The sequence below is a fragment of the Arenibacter hampyeongensis genome (genome assembly GCF_002909255.1).
Classification (GTDB): Bacteria; Bacteroidota; Bacteroidia; order Flavobacteriales; family Flavobacteriaceae; genus Arenibacter; species Arenibacter hampyeongensis.
The window spans coordinates 1,284,685-1,307,222 of the sequence record NZ_PIOB01000001.1 but is presented as its reverse complement, the minus strand read 5'-3'; the positions used below and the strand labels follow the sequence as shown (position 1 = coordinate 1,307,222).

Here is a 22,538-nt window from a genome sequence, read left to right as displayed (position 1 = left end):
GATATCTTCCCGGCCCGTTCTTTCGATTTCTTTTTCTGCACCATATCCCTGTTCCCAAAAATATGGCGCGCTGTCTTTACAATATATCAATGAACTTCTTACTGTTTTTTCACTATCGCTCTTTCTCTAAGCGGGTGCAAATGTAGAATACTTTTTTCGCTTACACAACACCTTTTTCGAATTATTTTTAAAAGAATTTTCAATCCACCTTTAACAGCCTGATTTACAGCTTAAATATTTTTATATTTTTTTGGTTTTTAAAGACTCCTATAGATTGTAAAACGCAAAACATGGAAAAGTGAAACTTTTACTAAGAAAAGAAATTCCAAACCAATCCAAATCGGATTACAAAATCCCTGTAAGGATAATTTGGGGCAGCATAAAAATTGCTGCCACTAAATGAGGAATTAAAGTGTTCCGCTTTCAAGAATATCCTTGTTTGCTGCACTCGGGCATTAATAAAAAAGTCCAGCATGGGAAAGCCTCCCAATTCTTCCTGGCCTTGGGAGTAAAATTCCCCCAATACAGGATTATAGGCATCCGCATTGTATGATGTAAAATACTTCAGGGTAACCCCAGTTTGCAAATACATGGCCTTTTTAAATACAAAACTGGAATAATACAAGGTATTTCTGGTTACTACCTCAGGTACATTTAACACTTCATTGGGCTGGGAAACATTCTGATACATAACAGTATTGTCCAGCGCAAATCCCTTCCATTTAAACTCCTTACCATATTTAACCTTTATAATGTTAATAGTACCACTCTCCTGGAACGGTTTAATAAATGCCTGTTCCCCACCTTCAACAACGGTTTCCGAAGGATCGGCAGCAAAATAGGTGTAATTGTCCAAGGAAGTATATTTAGCCATTATATTGCCAAATAAATTGGACTCCAAATCGAACTGAAAACCATTATTATTCAGCTTATTAAAATCGTCTGTATGTTGCCAGTTATAATTAGTGTAATCACTTTGATATAAAAGAAAATTAAAATTAGGCATACGCGAAGATGAGTGAATGGAAAATTTAAGCCTATTATTCTTATTAACATCATAACTGGCGAAGGCATCCAATAAATTTCCCGACAAGTCTCCTGAGATATTGACCTGAGCTGACCCATTCAACTGAAAACCACCTATTTTCTTCACATATTTGGCACCAGCAGAGATTTCATCACCACTCAACTGACTTTGGATAAGCTGGGTAGGCGTCTGTAATACAGAATTGAAAAAATAGTTGTAATGATAATGATTGATATGTCCCGTCAACACACCTAAAGTCCTATTCGAGAATTGGACATAGGCTTTATTATAAGTCGTTTTCAAACTAGCCTTATCCCCTATACTAGAGTTATATCCTTCCCCAAAATAATCGTTCTGAGCGGTTTGTTTATATTGATTGTATTTGGTTTCATAACTATATTCATGCCCAAGGGCCAAGGAAGTTGTTCCGATCTTTGCCGAATCCTTTTTTTTACCGAACAGAATATATTGATGATCTAAGTAATATCTCTTTCCCAATAAGCGGTTAGTGGCATTGGAAAAAAGCACATCCAGCCTGGAACGGTCCTTAAATTCAGAATCTCCTGATTCAAATTGCAATTCCTTATTGGACAGACCACCATTTTCCTCTGTGGAGGAATTCTGGGCGGCGAGGTGCGTTCTTAAATTATAGCGCTGGTCCTTTGTTTCATAATTGGCCGTCATTTTAAAATTACCCGACTCTGCCTCACTATATTGATATTTACCCAATGACCTAAAGCCTTTATAGGCTATTGAAAAGTTTAACTTTCGAGAGGTGTTAAAGGTCAATAAAGCATCCAACAGCTGTCCTCGCTCAAAAGTAGTCTTAAACATTAGATCGCTCACAGGGGTGGCTACATTGTAGTAATTAACATCCCTAGCTTCCATATAGTTATAATGCTTCGCACTGGCGCCCATACTTGGATAAGTATCCTCTAAATCGAAATTCACACCCAATTTATTATAGGGCTGCCCTACATTGGCAAAGGGCATCAATTCAAAATCGTCCCTTCTCAGAAAATTGTTCTTGTACTCTTTCTGAATGGAGATAGTGGTATCCAAAAATGTGGTATCCCTTTCGTAGCTAATGATCTTATAATCTTTAATGGTAATTTCCTGGCCCTGATTTTCACCATTTTTTTTAGGCGGAAGATTTCTAATTTTACGATCCATGGAAGAGGCACCCTCTTTCTGTGATGGGGGAATTGAATCCTCTTGAGCACTAACGGCCTGACTAAAAAACACTATTAAAAGTGTCAACAAATATCTCATGCTTCAAAGTTACACCGACAAAGTTAATTTTTTTGTCCTTAATGAAATGTGAAAGTTTACAAAACAGAAAAATCAATCAATTTAAAGCGTTTGGAAACAAACTTAAGTCCCTTCTTTAAACACAAGAACAACAAGGTGTCTTTTTAACCCGTCATGCCATAGCTCATTCCAAAAACAAAAAAACCTGCAGGGGATTCCTGCAGGTTTATTATAACTCAAATCATCTTATTTCTAATTCAAATCCCAGAACAATTTGGTCTCTGCCTCATCACCACCTATGGCGGAAGAAGCGGTACCGTAATTGGCCCCGTTCAAAGACTGTTCAATTATTGGGTAGGTATATCTATTAGGAAAACCGGAAACAGCATCGGCAGGAGTAGCCATTAGTGGATAATCCAATAACCTTATAGATGTCCAAGCCTCCAACCCTCTATTATAGAGTGCTATCCATTTTTGAGTCCCAATAACTTCTTTCCATGGCGTAGTAGCAGTACTTGCCAAAATAGCCAAGTCATAATCTACATTGGACTGGGACAAATACGTTGTTGCATCGCTGCCAGAACCACCCCAATCAAGAATAGAGGCCGTAATACCAGCGTCATAATGATCCTTAGCGGTACCGCCAACTTCAAATAAGCGCGCCCTAGCTTCTGCCAACAAGAATTCTACCTCGGCATAGTCCAAGATAATACCTGGAAATGTTGCTTCCTCAACCTGGGCAGATACGTGCGAATAGGTAGAATAACTGGAAGTTTCCCCTATGCTTCCTCCTTTGAAGGTACCATCATCCGTAGGTAAAAAATAAAGAGGCCTTCTTGGGTCGTCCAAAGTATTCATAACATCAATGATCGTAACAGCTGCTACAAAATCCTTTCTTCCACTCAGGACCAAATTATCATGAATTGGATTTGTATTTGGATCGGAGCCTAAATATGTGTAGGATGCATTATCCGCATTGCTTGTAAACACCCCGGTGGCAACAGCACTTTCAACAGTACTTTTGGCAAATGCCGCATCCTTATCGGATAAAAGAATACCCATTCTTAATTTTAGGGAAGCCGCGAATTTTTTCCATTTTGCCACATCTCCATTGTATATTCTATCGCTACTGCCAAAACTTCCATTGGTCTCGTCCAACGCATTTATGGCCGCGGTCAATCTACCGATCAAATCCTTATATACCGTTTCGCCATCATCGTATTTAGGCAAAAGATTATCAATATTCAAAGCTTCGGTATAAGGAACGTCACCAAAGGTTTCCACCAAGATGCTATATGCATAGACATTAAGAATCTCAATAATAGTCAGCTTATTAGGCTTTAAAACCTCCTGCTCTGGAGTTGGGTAGGTTGTTCCGGCAATTACCTTCTCAGCCTCATCCAAATCCTTTAAAACATCTTTGTACAATACACTCCAATGTTTTTCGGGAATAGTCCTGGTAACCTGGTCATAGTTACTTTCATCTGTATATGTAGTTTCCTGTAAATACTGGGCCCAAAGTTTAGTGTTGTTATTGTTAACATTCAAATCAACCACTTGGTCCACCAAGCTTTTCTGCGCCCCGGTAAACAAACTTTCACCAGGTACGGCCAAAGGATCCTTGATGTTCTCGTTCAGATTTTCCAAATCACTGGAACAAGAAGCAAAAATCACGGCTGTAATTAATATTGCTAGTTTTTTCATTTTTATTTTTATTTTAGAATTGTAATTTAAGATTGACACCAAAATCCCTTGTGGTCGGCAATGAACCAACGGAATACCCTTGAAGGTTACCAGCAGACAAACCTCCTTCTGGATCTTCATGTGGAATATTTTTGTCAATAATCCATAGGTTTGATCCAATAACGCTTAAACTAGCATTGGTCAAGAAAGTATTGGTCAATAACTTGCTTGGCAAATTATAGGTAAGTGCCACTTCCCTAAGTTTCACATAACTGGCGTCATAGACAAATGCTTTATCCGGTAAACCTCTTCTATATCCAAAAGCACCAAATCTATCGGCCCTGATCCTAGAAGTGTTTGTTGCACCATCAGGATTAACACCTTCATTGATAAAACCTCCACCATCGGCCAAGGAATTCCTAACAGGATTACCCAAATCGTTTATAAATGCGGTCTCTGCATATAACCCGGTTGCACGCCCATAATATTGATCCAGGGAGAAAATACTACCTCCTTGTTGTATATCGATCAAAAAGCTAAACGAGAGATTCTTGTAATTGAATTTATTGGATATCCCCATTAACCAGTCAGGGTTGGTGTCTCCGATGGTTTGATCTGACGTAGACGTTTTTATGTATTGCCCGTCTGCTGGATCAACCACTCTTTCGCCATTTAGGTAGGTATAATCCGTACCATATATTACTCCGTAAGGTTTTCCTACTTCGGCATTGAGGGTTACCCCACCTTGGAAATCTCCCAACTGCAAAGTCTGGATTCCATCTTCCAATGATACTACCTCATTTTTGTTCTTCGTCCAGTTGACCATGGCAGTCCAACTAAAGTTATCGGTTCTAACTGGATTTCCAGATATGGAAAGTTCCAAACCCTTGTTTTCAATTTCACCAGCATTTAGAATTTTTTCTTCAAAACCGGTAGCCCTTGATACTGGAACTCCAAAAATTTGATCAATAGAATTGGTTTGGTAATACGCCAAGTCAAAACTTAACCTGTTGTGCAAAAATTTCATCTCCAATCCAACCTCAAAACTCTCTGTTTTCTCTGGTTTTAAATTAGGATTCTTTTTTTGATTGTCCACAGAAGTACTTGGTGCCCCTGGTGGAATGTTTACGTTATAAGTATCGTATAGAAAATCGAAAGGTGCACTGTTACCTACCTCAGCGTAGTTGGCCCTCAATTTACCAAAAGTGATGAAATCGGCATTCAAAAGATTTGTGAATACGAAACTTGTAGCAATGGAAGGATAATAAAAAGTACTATTATCTGCCGGCAAAGTTGAAGAGTGGTCCCTTCTAATGGTGGCATCTAGGAAAAGCATACTGTTGTAACCCAAAGAGGCGCTGGCATAAATACCGTCTACCCCTATTTTTTCAGCAATTTCAACAGGAAGAGCAAGTGGCCCAGTACTGTTTTGTAATGAATACAGTCTAGGTACACTCAACCCGCCACTTGTAGCAGAATAGATGGATTGAAATTCGCTCCTTCTAATGTTGGTACCAATTATTCCTTTTAAATTGAAGTCCTCCGAAAGGTCTTTTTGAAAATTAAACATGAAATCGTAATTGGTCTCAGTAACATCCAAATTTCTTCTTCCGTATCCAGAATCCACATTCCCTCTGTTTCCAGCACTATCGGGAATACCAAAACTTGTTGGCACACTCCCATTGGCCCTTCTCTCCTCTTGTATCTCAGAGTAAGTGTCGGTAGCCGCCCTTGCTGTAAAGTTTAACCAGTCCGTAAATTTGTAATCCAATGACACATTACCAATAAAACGGTTCCTACCATCATTTTGGTAATTTTCATAACGCGCCCAATACGGGTTGTCCCAGAAGATTGGTGCCGAACCGGCATCGCTGGTCGCAGGGTTCCAAGTAACATTTCTTTTAGTGTCAAAATAGATATCCTTTAGTTCCTTAAGATCCACATTGGTCTGCCACCATTGCTTAAAGTTACTTATTTGGTTATCATTATAACCGGTAGAATTACGGCCATGTGCTTTGGTATTGATATAATTTGCATATCCCGTAACGGTCAATCTATCGGTCAATTTAAAAGTACCGCTCATAGAAAAGTTATGCTTTTTTATGGAACTGTTCGGCATTATACCGCTTTGATCAAATTGGGTATAGTTCAACCTAAAAGAACCATCATCTTCATAAGATCTTGAAAATGAAACCGAATTGGTTGTTGTAATTGGTGTTTCAAAAAATGTAATAGGCCCGTTCTTGGCATTTACCCAAGGAGTAGCCGTTCTATAATTTGGAGAGTCTGGATCCAATGCATTCCATTGGTACACCATTAAATTTGGATCGAATCTACCACCGTATGAAGCATCTTCAGTATAAGGAACGGTTAAATCTGCAACACCGTCTCCTGTAACATCCTCCATATTAAAGAAATCGTCTTCGTCCGGTCCGTAATAAGGTCCGTATCCAGCTCCATATTGGTTTTGGTACTTGGCAAAAGTACTTTTATCTATGGAACCGATTGATATTCCCGAATTAACGGTAACCCCAATTCCTTGGGAATCCTTTCCTTTTTTAGTAGTAATCATTATGACTCCATTGGCTGCCCTTGAACCATATAATGCAGAAGCCGCAGCTCCCTTTAGAACGTTTACAGACTCAATATCATCAGGGTTTATATCGGAGGCGGTATTTCCATAATCATAGTAGTTACCACTTGCCTCGCCTTGATACTTTGAATTGGTATTGGTATTGTTTACCGGAACACCGTCAATAACGAACAGGGCTTGGTTGCTTCCAGTCAATGAGGCATTTCCTCTAATAACCACATTGGTGGAACCCCCTAGGTTGTTGTTCTTCTTAATTTGAATCCCAGAAGCCTTTCCCGATAGAGCATTTACAAAGTTTCCGCTCTTTACCGTACTCAATTCCTCACCTTGAACTTCCTGTGTAGAATATCCCAAGGATTTTTTATCCCGTGAAATACCCAAAGCAGTAACTACCACTTCCTCCAGGGCTTGGGCATCCTCTTGCATAACAACATCAATAGTCGACGATTCGCCAATTACTTTTGTAACACTCATTTGTCCAATATAACTGAACAATAAAGATTGGCCTTGACTGCCCTGAATGGTGTAATTACCATCAAAATCAGTCTGTGTTCCAATAGTAGTCCCTTCGACCACTATATTAACCCCAGGCAACACTAGACCCATTTGATCGGTCACGGTACCTGTGATTGTTTTTTCCTGTGCGTAGGAAAAACTCATAAATAACCCCATAATTGGAGCTAAAATCCAAGTTAGTTTTGATTTCATTTACTTTTTTTTAAGAATTAGTCAATTGCAAATGTGTAGAAAATTCGTTAACAAAACTAAAATATTTAACATTAGACGCACTGTTTGTTAAATTAAGGTTATATATTTATTAAATTATCAAAAATATAACTGTTCTGCGAAGTAAATGTTAGGATTATTGCCTTTTTGCGTCATTATTGTTATCAGTTTATTCTTACTTTTATTGTAATGATACTTTTTTAACAGTTCCTAATGTCAAAATTAACCCTCAATACTGCATATTGCTTTGTGACAAAATCGTCATTATTATATAATCTTAAAAAATGTTACCTTGTTTTTAAACAAACAATCTCTAAGAAACTTTTAATAATAATGGTATTTACAATCGAATTTGACTCAAACGGACAGTAATCCCTTTTTTAAATTTTTATATTTGACATCGCCCATGGTAGGCCGTATTATTTATAGCCAAGATTTGGTTTGTTAAATAATGATAAATGATACTCCATTTCATAACTATAATAAATAATGGAACAACCATAAATGTTAAAAGCCAAATATAAATACCTTTTAGAAGCAGGAACCGATGAGGCCGGTAGAGGATGCTTGGCTGGACCTGTTACGGCAGCAGCTGTTATTTTACCCAAAGATTTTGTAAATGACACCCTTAATGATTCAAAAATATTGACTGCGTTGAAACGCGACTTCCTTAGACCCATAATTGAAACCAATGCCACGACCTATGGGGTTGCCCAAGTTTTCCCAGATGAAATAGACAAAATAAATATTTTGAACGCTTCCTTTTTAGCCATGCACAAAGCCCTTGATCAGTTAACTATGAATCCCAAATTAATTATTGTGGACGGCAACAGGTTTAATCCTTACCAAAACATTCCCCACTGCTGTATAGTTAAAGGCGACGGCAAATACCTCAGCATTGCCGCCGCTTCCATTCTCGCAAAAACCTACAGAGATGCCTATATGGAAAAAATTGACTTGGAATACCCCATGTACAACTGGAAGAAAAATAAAGGCTACCCTACCAAGGAACATAGGGAAGCTATCAGAAAATACGGTTTAACGAAATACCATAGAAAAACTTTTAGACAATTACCGGATCAATTAAAACTGGATGTTTAAAAATCTTAAATTTGCCCAAAGCTTCATTTATGAAATTCAAATTACTAGCTGTACTTTTTTTACTAACCATAGGATGTACAGTGCAAAGCACCAAAACCTCGTCACTACTCTACTTTGTTCCACAGAATAGTGCCATTATCATAAAAATAAACGATAAACCATCCTTTTCCAGTGAGCTGGAAAATAGCGACCTTCTAAAGACATTATCCGCAACAACTACCTATACGTCCGTTTTGGATAAACTAAAGTCGCTCAAATACGTTCAACCCAATGGCGAAAGTGTTTTGGCCTTGGTGGAATTGGGAAAGGAGAGTTTTGAATTGATATTTATTGCCCAAAAAAGTGACGACCTTTTTCAAATTGACGATGAAAACAATAAAGTTGTTGAAAATATTACTTATGAAGGTAAAAACTTTGACAAGTACACTGTGGAAGGCACTACTTTCTTCGCTACAGTACTGAACGATAAAACAATAGTAAGTTCTGCTCAAATGTTGATTGAAAATATAATTCGAAACGAAAAGGATCTGGCAATGGACGAATCGTTAAATAAACTTTACCAGATAGCCAATAATCAGAGTAGTGCCAATATTTTTGTCAATACCAACAAAAGCAACCCATTCTTGGCCCATATTTTTGCCGATGGACATAAGGCCGAGATTTCCAAATTTGCGGATTGGGTTTCCCTCGATTTTAACACCAATAAGGACCACCTTAAACTTAATGGTATTAGTATGGCCAATGATTCCATCATAAATTACAGCAATCTATTTAGGGACAGCCATGCCTTAAGCCCTAGGACGCCCAATCTTGCCCCCATGGCCGCTGATGCCATTATGGCCTATACCTTTGACAATTACGAAAACTTTGCATTGAACCAAAAAAAATATTTGGACCGTTCCATCGTTATAGACACCACTTTTAAGGCTGTTGAAGAAATTGGATTTGTTTACATGAACAATGAAAAGTCGGTGATACTTCACACATACGGTTCCGAGAATATATTGAACTATCTGGATAAATTGGAAAAGGCATCCGAAGAATACCAGGGCATCGAAATTGTTGAGCTTTCCAAGACCAATTTCTTGAATCATTATTTCAACCCCTTGATACAAGATTTCGAGGCCAAATATTACACCATTATAGAAAATGCCTTTGTATTTTCCTCCACTGCGGAGACCTTAAAGACCTTCATTGGCAATTTTAAGAATACTTCCACTTTCGAAAAAACATCGGTTTATAAAACGGCAAAAGAACAATTGGCAGACGAATCTTCCATACTCTTTGTATCCAATTCAGATGGTGTTGAATATTTTCTGGATAACTACATTGATAAAGAGATGACCAAGGATATTAAAATCAAGGCCCTTTCCGAATATTCCTTTGCTGCCCAAATGGTCTCTGATGATAATTTTCATCACACCAATTTACTTTTTCAAAAAATAGCCCACGAAACTACTTTGAACAAAACTATTCCTTATTTCACCCTTCAATTGGAGACTGAAATAGTTACAACACCTCAATATGTAAAAAACCACAGGACCAATAAAGACGAAATAATAGTTCAGGATCAGGACAACAACCTTTACCTAATCTCCACCGATGGCAAGGTAATATGGAAAAAGCAATTAAAAGGCAGGATCCAGGGACGTGTGGAACAGGTAGATCTCTATAAAAACGGAAGATTACAATTGGCCTTTACTACCGATAATGAGTTTCTTATAGTAGATCGGAATGGAAAAGATGTACCACCTTTTAACATCACTTATGAAGGGGGGAATTTAAACCCCTTGGCCGTATTTGATTACGACCGCAAAAAGGACTATCGATTTGTAGTGACCCAGGGAACAAAAGTGAGCATGTACAACCGCTTGGGACAGATAGTAAAGGGTTTTAAGTACACCAAGGCAGATAATCCCATACTGGGCACACCCAAACATTTTAGGGTAGGCAAAAAGGATTATCTGGTGATGAAACAAGAAGGGGGAGAATTAAAAATATTGTCCAGGACAGGTGATTCCCGGGTTAATGTGAAAGACAGAATAAATTTTTCCGAAAACGAGGTGCTTCTTCATAAGAACAAGTTTACGGTTACAGACACCAAGGGACGGTTATTCCAAATTGATGAAAAAGGTAAAACGACTACTGCCAATCTAAATCTGCTCCCAGACCATGGTATAGATGCCACAAGCAATACCCTTGCCTTAATGAACGATAACATTCTGACCATAAGGAGCAAAAAGGTGGAATTGGACCTTGGAGTGTATTCAAAACCGAGGATATTTTATTTAAATGACAAAATATACATTAGCGTCACAGATATACAGAACCAAAAAATCTATCTTTTCGACAGTCAGGCCGAAGCCATTTCCAACTTTCCCGTTCCAGGGAATTCCAGTATCGACCTAATTGACATGGACAATGACCATAAATTGGAACTGGTTGCAAAAGACCAGGACAACTCGATTATAGTTTATAAGATCAACTAAAAAATATTCTTATATATAGATTTCCATATTGGATAAAAAGTTTCTGATTTTTCTACGAAAAAAATAAGAAAAATGATTACATTTTATACGACCAGTCCCATACTATATGGTGATTCCATGCACCATTGAAACACTTTTATCAAAAACATTTTTAGCTCAAATGTTAACCATAGCGGTAACTGTACTATTAATACATAAAAACGTGCCAGATATACACCATTCCGGCCGTCTGGCTAAAATTTCGTTAATTTTAGTTAATTTATTGACCTGTAGTACATTATAATGAAAATACATTGAGAACACTAAAAATAACGATCATGATTAGCTTCAAAATTTTCCCCAGAGTAATATTATCTTTTCTGTTGCTATTTTTTGTCAGCAACGAGGTACACTGCCAAATATTGAAAAAATTGGGCAAGAGGGCAGAAAGGGCGGTAGAGCGGACTGTAGAAAGACGCGTTGATCAAGAAACCACTAAAAAGACAGATGAAGTTTTGGACAGTATTCTTGAACCGGGCTCTAAAAAATCTCCTTCAGACCCACAAATAGGTAACCCATTACCTCCTTCCGGCCAGGACAATCCCGGAAATGTGGGCGAAAATAACGGTAGTGGCGGCACAGCTGGGCAGACTAGTGGAAAAACCATTGAGGTATATAGTAAATTTGATTATGTTCCAGGGGATAAGCCTTTATTTTATGATGATTTCTCCAACGATTTCATTGGCGACTTCCCATCCAGATGGAACACCAATGGTGGTGGGGAAGTTGTATCCGTGAACGATTCTGGCGAAAAGTGGCTGGAATTAATTTCGGGATACAACATTTATTTCATTCCAGACACACCAAATTTGCCCGAGGAATACACCATTGAATTTGATATATTGGCACTGGGATTGGACAATAAAACGTCTTCTACCGCATTTCTTAGAGTAGATTTAAGTGATGACGACAAATTTAAGGAAGGCGCCAATTTTGTACATGCCCATATTCCTTTTTGCCTATACTCCCCAATAGGCATAACCATGGCCAATCACATTAATAACAAAAGAGAAATTTACAGTGTTGTCAAGGCAGATCTTAGGGAAGAGATATTAGATAGACCCCATATTTCCATTGCCGTGAATAAGCAGCGTTTTCGATTATGGGTCAACGAAGAAAAACATATCGATATCCCAAGAATGGTACCCCAAGGCGCTGTATTGAACACTCTAAAATTTCATATGAACAATTTTAAGGATGGGAAGGAACGCGTGTTCATAAGTGACATTAAAGTAGCCGAAGGTGGTTTGGACCTACGCCGTAAGCTGATTTCCGAAGGGGAGGTCTCCACCAATGGGATTCTATTCGATTCCGGCTCGGCCAACATCCAACCTCAATCCATGGGAATCATACGACAAATCTCCCAAGTATTACAGGAGGAAAACGGAATGAACCTAACAATAACTGGACATACCGACGCCGATGGCCCTGAAGATGCCAATTTAAGCTTGTCCCAAAAGCGAGCTGATGCGGTAAAAAATGCCCTAGTAAACGTATATGGTATTTCAGATGGCCGTTTGCAAATCCAAGGCAAGGGAGAAAGCGAGCCCATAGCAGACAATAATACTCCTGACGGCAAGGCCCAGAACAGGCGTGTCGTTTTCAAGAAAATGTAACTTTAAAACATATCCATCTAAAATAAAAAATATGAGAACACTTACCTTAATTTGTAGCTTTTTCCTTGTAACCTCAACAACTTTATCTCAGGATTGTAGCAAATACTATCCAATGGAAGAGGGTACGAGTTTTCAATATACGATGACCAACAAAAAAGGAAAAACCGAAGGCGTTACCGATTATTCCATTATAAATGTCGAAAATTCGGGCGGTGTTACCACCGCTACCATGAATATGAAGTTCACAGATGAAAAAGGAAAGGAAATATTGGTATCCGATTATAAAATCAGTTGTACCGGGGATGTAGTCAAAATAGACTACAATTCACTGGTACCGGCACAAATGATGAAACAATATACGGACATGGGGGTGGAAATGGAGATTAGCGGAACAGATATAGAGTTGCCTAACAACCTTAAGGTTGGCCAAGGCTTAGACGACGCCAATGTAGCCATATCCATTAAAATGACTGGCATGAACATGAATATTAAAGTAGACCAGCTAAATAGGAAAGTGGAAAAAAAAGAAAGTATCACAACCCCTGCAGGTACCTTTGAGTGTTACGTGATAACTCAGGACAATATTTCAGAGACCATGGGCGTAAAACAGACAATGCAATCCAAGTTATGGCTTACGGAAGGGGTAGGAATGGTAAAGCAGGAAACATATAAAAAGAATGGTGATCTTACCAACCAAATGCAACTCACCAAGTTCAATAATTAAATCAGAAAGATTTTAGATGAAAAAAACCAAGACTTTGGTCTTGGTTTTTTTCAAAATTGTTTATCACTACTTTGAAATTCAGCTTCAAAAAGAATTTCAAAATGCTTCAATAGTCTCTGCTTCACTTCTTCCATATCCACTTCCTTTTTTCCAAGTTCAACATTTAAGGAAGTAACGGCCTTACCTTTGATACCGCAGGGAATCATCAAATCAAAATAGCCGAGATCGGCATTCACGTTCAATGCAAAACCGTGCATGGTTACCCATCGGCTGGCTCGGACGCCCATAGCACATATTTTTCTGGCAAACGGTGTGCCTATATCCAACCAAACTCCTGTTTCCCCTTTGGATCGCTCCGCTTTAAGACCGTAATCCGTCAGGGTCAAAATAACCATCTCCTCTAAAAACCTTAGGTATTTATGAATATCGGTAAAGAAATTATCAAGGTCCAAAATAGGATAACCAACAATCTGTCCGGGACCGTGATAGGTTATATCCCCGCCACGGTTTATCTTGTAGAATTTTGCGCCTTTCTCGGTAAGTACATTTTCATCCACCAACAGATTATCCATATCACCGCTTTTACCCAAAGTGTATACATGTGGATGTTCTACAAACAAAAAATGATTGGGTGTTTCCAATTGGGAACCCTCCCTCCTATTCCTTATTTTTAAGTCGATAATGGATTTGAACAATTGCTCCTGGTAATCCCAAGTATCCTTGTAATCTTTACGTCCCAAATCTTCTAAGAGAATCCTTTTGTTCATGCTGCAAAGATACAAACTCCACCCATAAACCAAACCTCAAAACCCTAGTTTGGATTGTTAAGGATGATCAGCGCGGCGATTACACCGGGTACCCATCCACAAAGGGTAAGCAGAAAAACTATTATAAAGGAACCGCAGCCCTTGCCCAATACGGCCAAGGGTGGAAAAACAATGGCCAATATGACTCTAAAACAGCCCATTTTTTCGAATTTTGATTGATTCTGCCCATAGACGGGGCAGGTGTACCAATAAGACTAAAAAACGGTCAGTTTGTTACATGAAAACATAAATAATTGCTGTAGCCTATTTTGAAAACTATCAATTCTGATTTTTGGATTGATAGATTAACGCAGAGTAACTATATTTGCAGCCTTAATTTATAAGTATATGCAGCTTTCGGAACAAGAAGTAATTAGAAGGGAAAAACTTGGCAAGTTAAGGGAAATGGGCATCGACCCCTACCCAGCCGCACTATACCCAGTTGATAGTACTTCCAAAAAGGCCAAGGAGAATTATGAAGAAGGTAAAAAGGTAGTCCTTTCCGGAAGACTTATGTCCAGAAGAATCCAAGGTAAGGCTTCTTTTGCCGAACTACAGGACAGTGAAGGTCGTATACAGGTCTATTTCAATAGGGACGAAATTTGCACAGGGGATGACAAGACCTTGTACAATGATGTATATAAGAAATTATTGGACATTGGTGACATTATTGGCATTGAAGGGGAACTTTTCACCACTCAGGTTGGGGAAAAAACCGTAATGGTCAGGAATTTTACCTTACTAAGTAAATCCTTACGCCCGTTGCCCTTGCCAAAAGTAGATGCAGAAGGTAAGGTTTATGATGAGTTTAACGACCCTGAATTGCGCTATCGCCAGAGATATGTGGATTTGGTAGTAAATCCCAGTGTTAAGAAAAATTTTATAAAGCGTACCAAAATCACCAATAGTATGCGTCAGTTTTTTAACGATGCCGGCTATTTGGAGGTTGAGACCCCTATATTACAACCTATTCCCGGAGGTGCGGCTGCCCGTCCGTTTATGACTCACCACAACGCCCTGAACATTCCTTTATACTTAAGGGTTGCCAATGAGTTGTACTTAAAAAGGTTGATTGTAGGAGGCTTTGATGGTGTTTACGAATTTGCAAAGGATTTTAGGAACGAAGGTATGGATCGCACCCATAATCCTGAATTTACGGTCATGGAACTTTATGTGGCCTACAAGGATTACAATTGGATGATGGACATGACCGAAAAGCTTCTGGAAAAAGTGGCAGTTGACTCAAATGGTTCTTCAAAAGTGACAGTTGGTAAAAATGAGATAGAATTTAAGGCTCCTTACCCCAGAGTTCCCATATTGGAAGCTATTAAAATCCATACCGGTTTTGATGTTGCCGGAATGAATGAAGTAGAACTGAGGGAAGTAGCCAAAAAATTACATATTGAGGCTGACGATAGTATGGGAGTTGGCAAACTTATCGATGAAATTTTCGGTGAAAAATGTGAACATCACTACGTACAACCCACCTTTATCACAGATTACCCTAAAGAAATGAGCCCTTTGTGCAAGGAGCATAGGGACAATCCGGCATTAACGGAACGTTTTGAGCTAATGGTAAATGGTAAAGAGTTGGCCAATGCCTATTCTGAGTTGAACGACCCCATCGATCAGCGTGAAAGGTTTGAGGACCAACTACAACTTTCAGAAAAAGGCGATGACGAAGCAATGTTCATTGACCAAGATTTCCTAAGGGCACTGGAATATGGAATGCCCCCTACCAGTGGTATTGGTATCGGCATTGATCGCCTGGTCATGTTAATGACCAACAACGCCTCCATACAAGAAGTACTGTTCTTCCCACAAATGAGGCCGGAAAAGAAACAAGTTGAGCTTAGTGAGGAAGAAAAAGACATACTTGCCCTATTAAAATCCGAAGGAAAGTTAGCGTTGGAAGAACTTAAGACCAAAGCGGGGCTAAGCGGTAAAAAATGGGATAAATCCATGAAGGCCCTTTCCAAGCACGAGTTGATCAAAGTTGCCACCGAAGGTGACATTAAAGTGGTGCTTCTAAAGAAATAATTTCCAGAGAACAACAAAACTTTCAATGAATTTCAGTGATTCTGTCATTAGGATAGAATCACTGAAATTCTTGTACCTTATAACCATCATCTGCCGTTGGGATAATTTTGTGTTGACAATGCCTTTACATTTTCATACTTTTATAGTGGTATTGCTCTGATATAAACTAAGTTTTAGATGAATAATAGGCAGGATTGACGGAAAATTTCCTAATAAAATAGTTATTTGGTGGATATTGGGGTTTATTTCCCATATAATTGCTTAAAATATCGCCGTTTTGTTATTCCAAAATATCGCATTTTGGATGTCCCAGATATAAGTATCGTGAAACGGTTCGATTTTTGGAGAACTAATAAGAACATTTAAAAGCGTGCAAGACAAAAAAGTATTGACAATTGACGTAATGTTGGTTGCACATAATTATATTAGGTGGTACTATTATTCCCCTTGAAACAATTAAATTAACTACTTAATATTACTTTACGGTTGGAGCACATTGATTACTCGGATTCGAAAATATTATTGTAGAACAAATACTTAAAAATAATAGCGTGAAAAAGCAAGTATCATATAGCCTTTTATTTATCGGTATCATTATACTTATTATTTCTGTATGGAACCTTCTTAAACCTTCGGATACTGTAGATTTTAGTGCGGATATAAAACCAATTCTGAACAAGAACTGCATTGTCTGCCACGGCGGGGTTAAAAAAAGTGGCGGTTTTAGTCTTTTGTTCCAGGAAGAAGCCTTCGCAGATACCGAATCCGGCGTTCCTGCAATTATTCCGGGCAACGCGGCCAAAAGCCCTTTTATCCAGCGTTTAAAGGAAGATGACCCGGAATTGCGCATGCCATATAAAAAATCCAAACTTTCAAAAGAGGACATTGAACTATTGACCAAGTGGGTTGACCAGGGCGCAAAATGGGGCAAACACTGGGCCTATACCTTACCGGAAAAAGTGGAAATTCCGGAAGCAACACAGTCCGCCGGTATTTCTTCCAATGATTCTCAAGGGTTTATTAAAAATGAAATTGACCACTTTATATTGAGAACCCTGGAAAACAACGACTTGGAACCAAGTCCGGCTGCGGAGCCCAATATTATAGCCAGAAGACTGGCCATGGATATTACCGGACTCCCACCAGACGAATCCATATTTAATGATTTTACCTCTGGCAAAATTACCTATGAAAATATGGTAGACGAGCTGTTGTCCCGAGATGCTTACGGTGAAAAATGGGCCAGTTGGTGGTTGGACCATGCCCGCTATGCGGACACTAAGGGCTATGAAAAAGACATGGGAAGATCAATGTGGCAGTATCGAGATTGGGTTATAAAAGCCCTAAACAACGATATGCCATACGACCAATTTACTATTGAGCAATTGGCGGGCGACCTGCTGCCCAACCCATCTGCCGATCAACTTATCGCGACTGCCTTCCATAGAAATACCATGAACAACGATGAGGGAGGAACGGATGACGAGGAATTCAGAGTAGCATCCCTAATTGATAGGGTAAACACTACCTTTGAAGTATGGCAGAGTACCACAATAGGATGTGTACAATGTCATAGCCATACCTATGATCCCTTTAAAAATAGGGAATACTACAATCTAATGGCATTTTTCAACAATACCAGAGATGAAGATACATCGGAAGATGAGCCTAATTTGAAATTTTATAACGAGGAGCAACAAAGGAAAGTCACTGGTATTTATGATTGGATCTCTAAAAATGAGAAAAAGGAGATAGCCGAAGCCTATAATAATTTCCTACAATATTCTGAACCAATCTACCATGCCCATTCGGCCAAGAACTACACCAATGGCAATTTGGCGGATACCAAATGGCTCGCCTTAAGGGACAATGGCTCCTGTTACCTCAATGATGTTTATACCCAAGGTGCCAATTATATGTACATGAAGTATTCCTCGGGAATAGATGGAACCAAGGTAACCATAAGAAGAGATCATGGAGAGGGGGAAATTTTGGCTCAATTTACAACAAACAAAACCAACGGTAGGGTTATCCAAAAATTTCCCTTTAAACAAAGTAATGAAAAATTAAACCTATATATAGAGGCGAACAACGATAAGATTTCACCAAAAAGTCCTACTAGCTACATTTCGTGGTTTGCTTTTCTTCCAGAAATTAAGGCGGATAACAATGGTTACACCCAAATGGACGAGAATTTTATGCAGATGTTGAATACCAATACCCCTACACTGCCCATTATTGTGGAAAATCCCGATTATCAACAAAGAACCACCCAGGTTTTCGAAAGAGGCAATTGGCTTATGAAAACCGATACTGTGCAACCTGCAACTCCCAAAAGCCTCAATGCTTGGAACGATGCATGGCCAAAAAATAGGTTAGGGTTCTCCAAATGGATCGTCAGCAAAGAAAATCCGCTAACGGCACGTACCTTGGTCAACAGGGTATGGCAGCAAATCTACGGGCGCGGAATAGTAGCCTCCTTAGAGGATATGGGCTCCCAGTCCGACCCTCCAACCCATCCAGAATTATTGGACTGGTTGTCTTTAAGATTAATGAACGAGCATAATTGGAGCATAAAGGCCTTGGTAAAGGACATTGTAATGTCCGGTACCTACAGACAAAGTTCCAAGAACAATGCCAAATTATACAATTTGGATCCTGAAAACAGACTATATGCACGTGGTCCAAGAATGCGCCTGGGAGCGGAACAAATTCGAGATCAGGCCCTTGCCGTTTCGGGGCTTTTGAGCACAAAAATGTACGGCCCCAGTGTAATGCCACCACAACCGGAAGGTATTTGGCAAACAGTATACAACGGCGGCAATTGGGTAGAAAGCCTAGGAGAGGACAAATACAGAAAAGCCCTTTACACCTATTTAAAAAGAACCAGTCCATATCCTTCATTCCTCACTTTTGATGCAGGAAGCAGGGAAGTATCAACGGTTCGCAGGACCGTAACCAACACCCCTTTACAGGCCTTGGTCACCCTTAACGACCCTGTATATCTAGAAACCGCCTATCATTTGGCTAAATTTATGGGCCAGGGCAATAATGTGGACACCAGCATACGACAAGGTTATAAAAAAGCGGTATTGGTAGACATTAGTGACGAAAAATTAAGCGCTTTAAGGGAATTGTACAACGTTTCCCTATCCGATTTCAAGGATAAACCGAAAAACATAAAGGAATTTATTCCATTTGAGACCGATGCCAATGCCAATTTAGCGGCATTGACCGTTGTGGCCAATGCCATTATGAACTTGGATGAGTTTTTAACAAAATCGTAATTATGAACAGTTTAGACCGATTAATAAAAGAAAAGTTACAGCGGGAAATTCAGGCCAAGACCCGTCGGCATTTCATTAAGGATTGTGTTGCCGGGATGGGCGGTTTGGCCCTAGGTTCCTTCGCTATGTCCTGTAATTCCTTTCTCGGCAACAACGAAAAAGCTAAGATTGCCTTAACGGAAAGGGATGTAAACCCCTTGGCTTCTATGGCGCCTCCTTTCCCAGCCAAGGTAAAATCGGTTATTTATCTACACATGGCTGGTGCCCCTTCGCAACTGGAAATGTTCGATTATAAGCCCACACTACATAAATTGCACAATCAGGCCTGTCCTCAATCCCTGTTGGAAGGGAAAAAATTTGCCTTTATTAGGGGAACCCCTAAACTTTTGGGACCTCAGGCAGAATTTAAACAACATGGGGAATCGGGTAACTGGGTGTCCAACTTCTTGCCGCACTTTTCCAAAGTAGTGGATGAAGTTGCTTTTCTTAAAGCGGTAAACACAGATCAATTCAATCACGGGCCCGCCCAATTGTTCATGCATACGGGAAGCCCCAGATTGGGCAGACCAAGTATTGGGTCATGGGTCACCTATGGCTTAGGTTCCGAAAATCAGAATTTGCCTGGTTTCGTAGTTCTTACCTCAGGAGGTAAAACACCGGATGCAGGAAAGAGTGTTTGGGGTAGTGGTTTCTTACCATCAGTTTACCAAGGGGTCCAATGCCGATCCAAAGGAGATCCGGTGCTTTATATAGACGACCCCAAAGGCATAAGCCGGAATCTTAAAAAAAGTACCATTGATGCAATAAACAACATCAATAAGAAAGAATTCAATGAATATTCCGATCCGGAAATTTTGGCTAGGATCAATCAGTACGAAATGGCGTTCCGCATGCAGACCGCAGTGCCAGAGGTCATGAACATCAACAATGAACCCGAACATATTAAAGAAATGTACGGTGTGCAACCGGGAAAGGAATCCTTTGCCAACAATTGCCTTTTGGCCAGAAAACTTGTGGAGGACGGAGTACGTTTTGTACAATTGTTCGACTGGGGATGGGACAGTCATGGTACAGGACATGATACCGCAGTAGATTTGGGGCTTAGAAATAAATGTACAGAAATAGACCGGCCCATGTCCGCCCTACTCTTGGATCTTAAACAAAGAGGATTATTGGATGAAACCTTGGTAGTCTGGGGTGGCGAGTTCGGCCGGACTCCCATGCAAGAAAATAGGGAAGGACAGGAAATGGCCTATAAAGGTAGGGATCACCACGGCGATGCGTTTACCATGTGGATGGCCGGAGGAGGTATAAAAAAAGGTGCCAGTTGGGGTGTGACCGATGAGATAGGCTTTTCCGCTTTGGAGGGCCAGGTCTCCGTACACGATGTCCATGCCACCATGATGCACTTATTGGGATTTGACCACGAACAATTTACTTTTGATTTTCAAGGAAGACCCTTCCGTCTTACGGATGTAGAAGGGCACGTTATACAGGAAATACTTGCCTAAAAAACCAACCAAACCAACACAATGCGATTATTTATCATTCTTTTTGGATCTTTACTCTTTTCCTATGGACAAGAAAAGGTATTATTTTTTCAAACTGATTGGGCAAACCAATTGTCTTGGGACGCCTTTTGTGTTAGGGCCAAGGTATCCGGTTATGATGGTGTGGATTTAGGGATGTTTTCTGATCCTTACCTAAAGGAAGTCTTAAAAGAACGCCTAAAACTGAATAAATAATTAATGGAAGTAATTCAACAATTAATAGGGCGTTTACACCCCCTTGTAGTGCATTTACCAATAGGCTTTATCATAACTGGATTATTGCTTCAATGGTTTGACAGAAAAAACAATGAATGGTCCAAAATAATTGGCCTAATATTTCAATGGGCCTTTATTTCAGCAACAATCGCTTGCATTAGTGGCTATCTTCTATATACGGGTGAAGGATATTCCTTTGATACGGTAAAATTTCATTTATGGTTGGGCATTACCACTGCCGTATTTTCATTGCTAATGTATCTCCGTTTGTTGGTCCCTTCGCAAGTCCATTTTTTAAACCGATTACCAGTGGTACTATTGTCCTTCTCCCTTCTTTTTTTAATATCGTTTACAGGTCATCTTGGAGGTAATATCACCCATGGTTCCGACTACCTTATAGAACCACTGCCGAACAGTATAAAAACGCTGTTAGGCGTTGGTCCAAAAGTATATGAAATGCCCACAATTGAGGAAGAAAATTGGGAAGAAGCCATACTGTACACAGACTTGGTGCAACCCATATTGAACAATAAATGTGTTAGCTGTCATAATTCCAAAAAGGAAAAAGGCGAATTGCAATTGGAGGAGGAAAATGGAATCCTCAAAGGTGGCGAAAACGGTGCCGTCATTGAATCCAATGATCCAGAGAAAAGTTCTTTGTACGCCAGACTGATTCTCCCACATGATCATGAGGACCATATGCCCCCTAAGGATAAGACCCAACTTTCCAAAGAAGAGATAGACATCATTAAAAACTGGATTGCCAACGATAACTCTTTTGACAAAAAAATTGGGGAACTGGGGTTAAAAAAAGAATTGTTCCGGGCCTTTTTCCCTAAGGCCAAAGATGAAACTTACCCTGATGTTGATATTGCCGAAGTTCCAAAAGATACTATTTCTGCCATAAAGAAAAAAGGTTTCCATGTAGAACAGGTAAGTGAAAGCAGTAATTTTATACGGGTATCCTGCATCAACAAACCTACTTTTTCGGATAAGGATTTTGACCTACTGTCCTCAGTTAAAAATCAGATCGTATATCTAGATCTTGGGGAAACGCAGATTACGGATGGCATTTTTGAAAAATTGAGCACCCTGCCCAACCTTACTATTCTAAAAATGGACAACACCAAAATATCAGGTAATAACATTGAGCTTTTGGAAAAACTGGAATACCTAAGAAACCTGAACCTGATGGGCACCAATTTTGAGGAGGCCCAACTGGACCATTTAAAAAGGTTTAAAAAATTACAAATAGTTTATCTGTTCAACACCCCTATTAAAAAACCGAATCAAGCGGACAAGCCAAAAGAAGGCGAAGTGTTTTTTGATTATGGGGATTATGAATTGCCCAAAATAGCCACAGATTCCATTGTTTATTGATTTGGCAACC

Annotated in this window: 14 protein-coding genes; 9 read left to right on the top strand and 5 right to left on the bottom strand. The window is 39.5% G+C overall.

Going from position 1 to position 22,538, the window contains the following annotated elements; genetic code table 11:
• Window positions 1-310: 310 nt before the first annotated feature.
• The 3 genes from CWD91_RS05115 to CWD91_RS05105 all read right to left on the bottom strand — a co-directional run bounded on the left by CWD91_RS05115 (window position 311) and on the right by CWD91_RS05105 (window position 7,262).
• Window positions 311-2,299 carry a putative porin gene (locus CWD91_RS05115; protein WP_103439825.1) on the bottom strand — a complete coding sequence of 663 codons (1,989 nt, stop codon included), beginning with the start codon at window positions 2,297-2,299 and terminating at the stop codon, window positions 311-313.
• 231 nt (window positions 2,300-2,530) lie between these two features.
• Window positions 2,531-3,982 carry a SusD/RagB family nutrient-binding outer membrane lipoprotein gene (locus CWD91_RS05110; protein WP_103439913.1) on the bottom strand — a complete coding sequence of 484 codons (1,452 nt, stop codon included), beginning with the start codon at window positions 3,980-3,982 and terminating at the stop codon, window positions 2,531-2,533.
• A 13-nt stretch (window positions 3,983-3,995) separates the two neighbouring features.
• Window positions 3,996-7,262, bottom strand: a complete 3,267-nt coding sequence (locus tag CWD91_RS05105) for a SusC/RagA family TonB-linked outer membrane protein (protein WP_103439824.1) — start codon at window positions 7,260-7,262, stop codon at window positions 3,996-3,998.
• Window positions 7,263-7,784: 522 nt separating this feature from the next.
• Here CWD91_RS05105 and CWD91_RS05100 point away from each other — a divergent pair.
• The 4 genes from CWD91_RS05100 to CWD91_RS05085 all read left to right on the top strand — a co-directional run bounded on the left by CWD91_RS05100 (window position 7,785) and on the right by CWD91_RS05085 (window position 13,249).
• Window positions 7,785-8,381 (top strand): ribonuclease HII, encoded by a 597-nt coding sequence (locus CWD91_RS05100; protein WP_103439823.1) that lies wholly within the window; start codon window positions 7,785-7,787, stop codon window positions 8,379-8,381.
• Between the two features lie 29 nt (window positions 8,382-8,410).
• Complete coding sequence (locus CWD91_RS05095) at window positions 8,411-10,870, top strand: ribonuclease HII (RefSeq protein WP_103439822.1); 2,460 nt, start codon at window positions 8,411-8,413, stop codon at window positions 10,868-10,870.
• A gap of 317 nt (window positions 10,871-11,187) precedes the next feature.
• Entirely contained in the window at window positions 11,188-12,525 is a 1,338-nt protein-coding gene (locus CWD91_RS05090) for an OmpA family protein (protein ID WP_103439821.1), read from the top strand.
• A gap of 31 nt (window positions 12,526-12,556) precedes the next feature.
• Window positions 12,557-13,249: a TapB family protein gene (locus CWD91_RS05085; RefSeq protein ID WP_103439820.1), complete on the top strand. Its 693-nt coding sequence runs from the start codon at window positions 12,557-12,559 to the stop codon at window positions 13,247-13,249.
• 50 nt (window positions 13,250-13,299) lie between these two features.
• Here CWD91_RS05085 and lipB read toward each other — a convergent pair whose 3' ends face one another.
• Both lipB and CWD91_RS05075 read right to left on the bottom strand, forming a co-directional pair.
• A complete protein-coding gene (gene lipB, locus CWD91_RS05080) occupies window positions 13,300-14,016 on the bottom strand; it encodes a lipoyl(octanoyl) transferase LipB (RefSeq protein WP_103439819.1) in 717 nt (238 codons plus the stop codon).
• A 44-nt stretch (window positions 14,017-14,060) separates the two neighbouring features.
• Window positions 14,061-14,216 carry a YqaE/Pmp3 family membrane protein gene (locus CWD91_RS05075; RefSeq protein ID WP_103439818.1) on the bottom strand — a complete coding sequence of 52 codons (156 nt, stop codon included), beginning with the start codon at window positions 14,214-14,216 and terminating at the stop codon, window positions 14,061-14,063.
• 187 nt (window positions 14,217-14,403) lie between these two features.
• On the opposite strand from CWD91_RS05075, the gene lysS reads away from it, so the two are divergent.
• The 5 genes from lysS to CWD91_RS05050 all read left to right on the top strand — a co-directional run bounded on the left by lysS (window position 14,404) and on the right by CWD91_RS05050 (window position 22,528).
• Entirely contained in the window at window positions 14,404-16,095 is a 1,692-nt protein-coding gene (gene lysS / locus CWD91_RS05070) for a lysine--tRNA ligase (protein ID WP_103439817.1), read from the top strand.
• Between the two features lie 551 nt (window positions 16,096-16,646).
• Window positions 16,647-19,382, top strand: coding sequence for a PSD1 and planctomycete cytochrome C domain-containing protein (locus CWD91_RS05065; protein ID WP_103439816.1), 2,736 nt, complete (start codon window positions 16,647-16,649; stop codon window positions 19,380-19,382).
• A 2-nt stretch (window positions 19,383-19,384) separates the two neighbouring features.
• Window positions 19,385-20,893 carry a DUF1501 domain-containing protein gene (locus tag CWD91_RS05060; protein ID WP_103439815.1) on the top strand — a complete coding sequence of 503 codons (1,509 nt, stop codon included), beginning with the start codon at window positions 19,385-19,387 and terminating at the stop codon, window positions 20,891-20,893.
• Window positions 20,894-20,914: 21 nt separating this feature from the next.
• Window positions 20,915-21,127, top strand: coding sequence for a hypothetical protein (locus CWD91_RS05055; RefSeq protein ID WP_192877632.1), 213 nt, complete (start codon window positions 20,915-20,917; stop codon window positions 21,125-21,127).
• Window positions 21,128-21,130: 3 nt separating this feature from the next.
• Complete coding sequence (locus CWD91_RS05050) at window positions 21,131-22,528, top strand: c-type cytochrome domain-containing protein (RefSeq protein WP_103439814.1); 1,398 nt, start codon at window positions 21,131-21,133, stop codon at window positions 22,526-22,528.
• The last annotated feature ends 10 nt before the right edge of the window (window positions 22,529-22,538 follow it).

Coding starts and splice junctions, on each gene's coding strand:
- CWD91_RS05105 (WP_103439824.1), bottom strand. CDS start 7,262: ATGAAATCAAAACTAACTTGGATTTTAGCTCCAATTATGGGGTTATTT.
- lysS (WP_103439817.1), top strand. CDS start 14,404: ATGCAGCTTTCGGAACAAGAAGTAATTAGAAGGGAAAAACTTGGCAAG.
- CWD91_RS05060 (WP_103439815.1), top strand. CDS start 19,385: ATGAACAGTTTAGACCGATTAATAAAAGAAAAGTTACAGCGGGAAATT.
- CWD91_RS05085 (WP_103439820.1), top strand. CDS start 12,557: ATGAGAACACTTACCTTAATTTGTAGCTTTTTCCTTGTAACCTCAACA.
- CWD91_RS05110 (WP_103439913.1), bottom strand. CDS start 3,982: ATGAAAAAACTAGCAATATTAATTACAGCCGTGATTTTTGCTTCTTGT.
- CWD91_RS05055 (WP_192877632.1), top strand. CDS start 20,915: ATGCGATTATTTATCATTCTTTTTGGATCTTTACTCTTTTCCTATGGA.
- lipB (WP_103439819.1), bottom strand. CDS start 14,016: ATGAACAAAAGGATTCTCTTAGAAGATTTGGGACGTAAAGATTACAAG.
- CWD91_RS05100 (WP_103439823.1), top strand. CDS start 7,785: ATGTTAAAAGCCAAATATAAATACCTTTTAGAAGCAGGAACCGATGAG.
- CWD91_RS05090 (WP_103439821.1), top strand. CDS start 11,188: ATGATTAGCTTCAAAATTTTCCCCAGAGTAATATTATCTTTTCTGTTG.
- CWD91_RS05075 (WP_103439818.1), bottom strand. CDS start 14,216: ATGGGCTGTTTTAGAGTCATATTGGCCATTGTTTTTCCACCCTTGGCC.
- CWD91_RS05050 (WP_103439814.1), top strand. CDS start 21,131: ATGGAAGTAATTCAACAATTAATAGGGCGTTTACACCCCCTTGTAGTG.
- CWD91_RS05115 (WP_103439825.1), bottom strand. CDS start 2,299: ATGAGATATTTGTTGACACTTTTAATAGTGTTTTTTAGTCAGGCCGTT.
- CWD91_RS05095 (WP_103439822.1), top strand. CDS start 8,411: ATGAAATTCAAATTACTAGCTGTACTTTTTTTACTAACCATAGGATGT.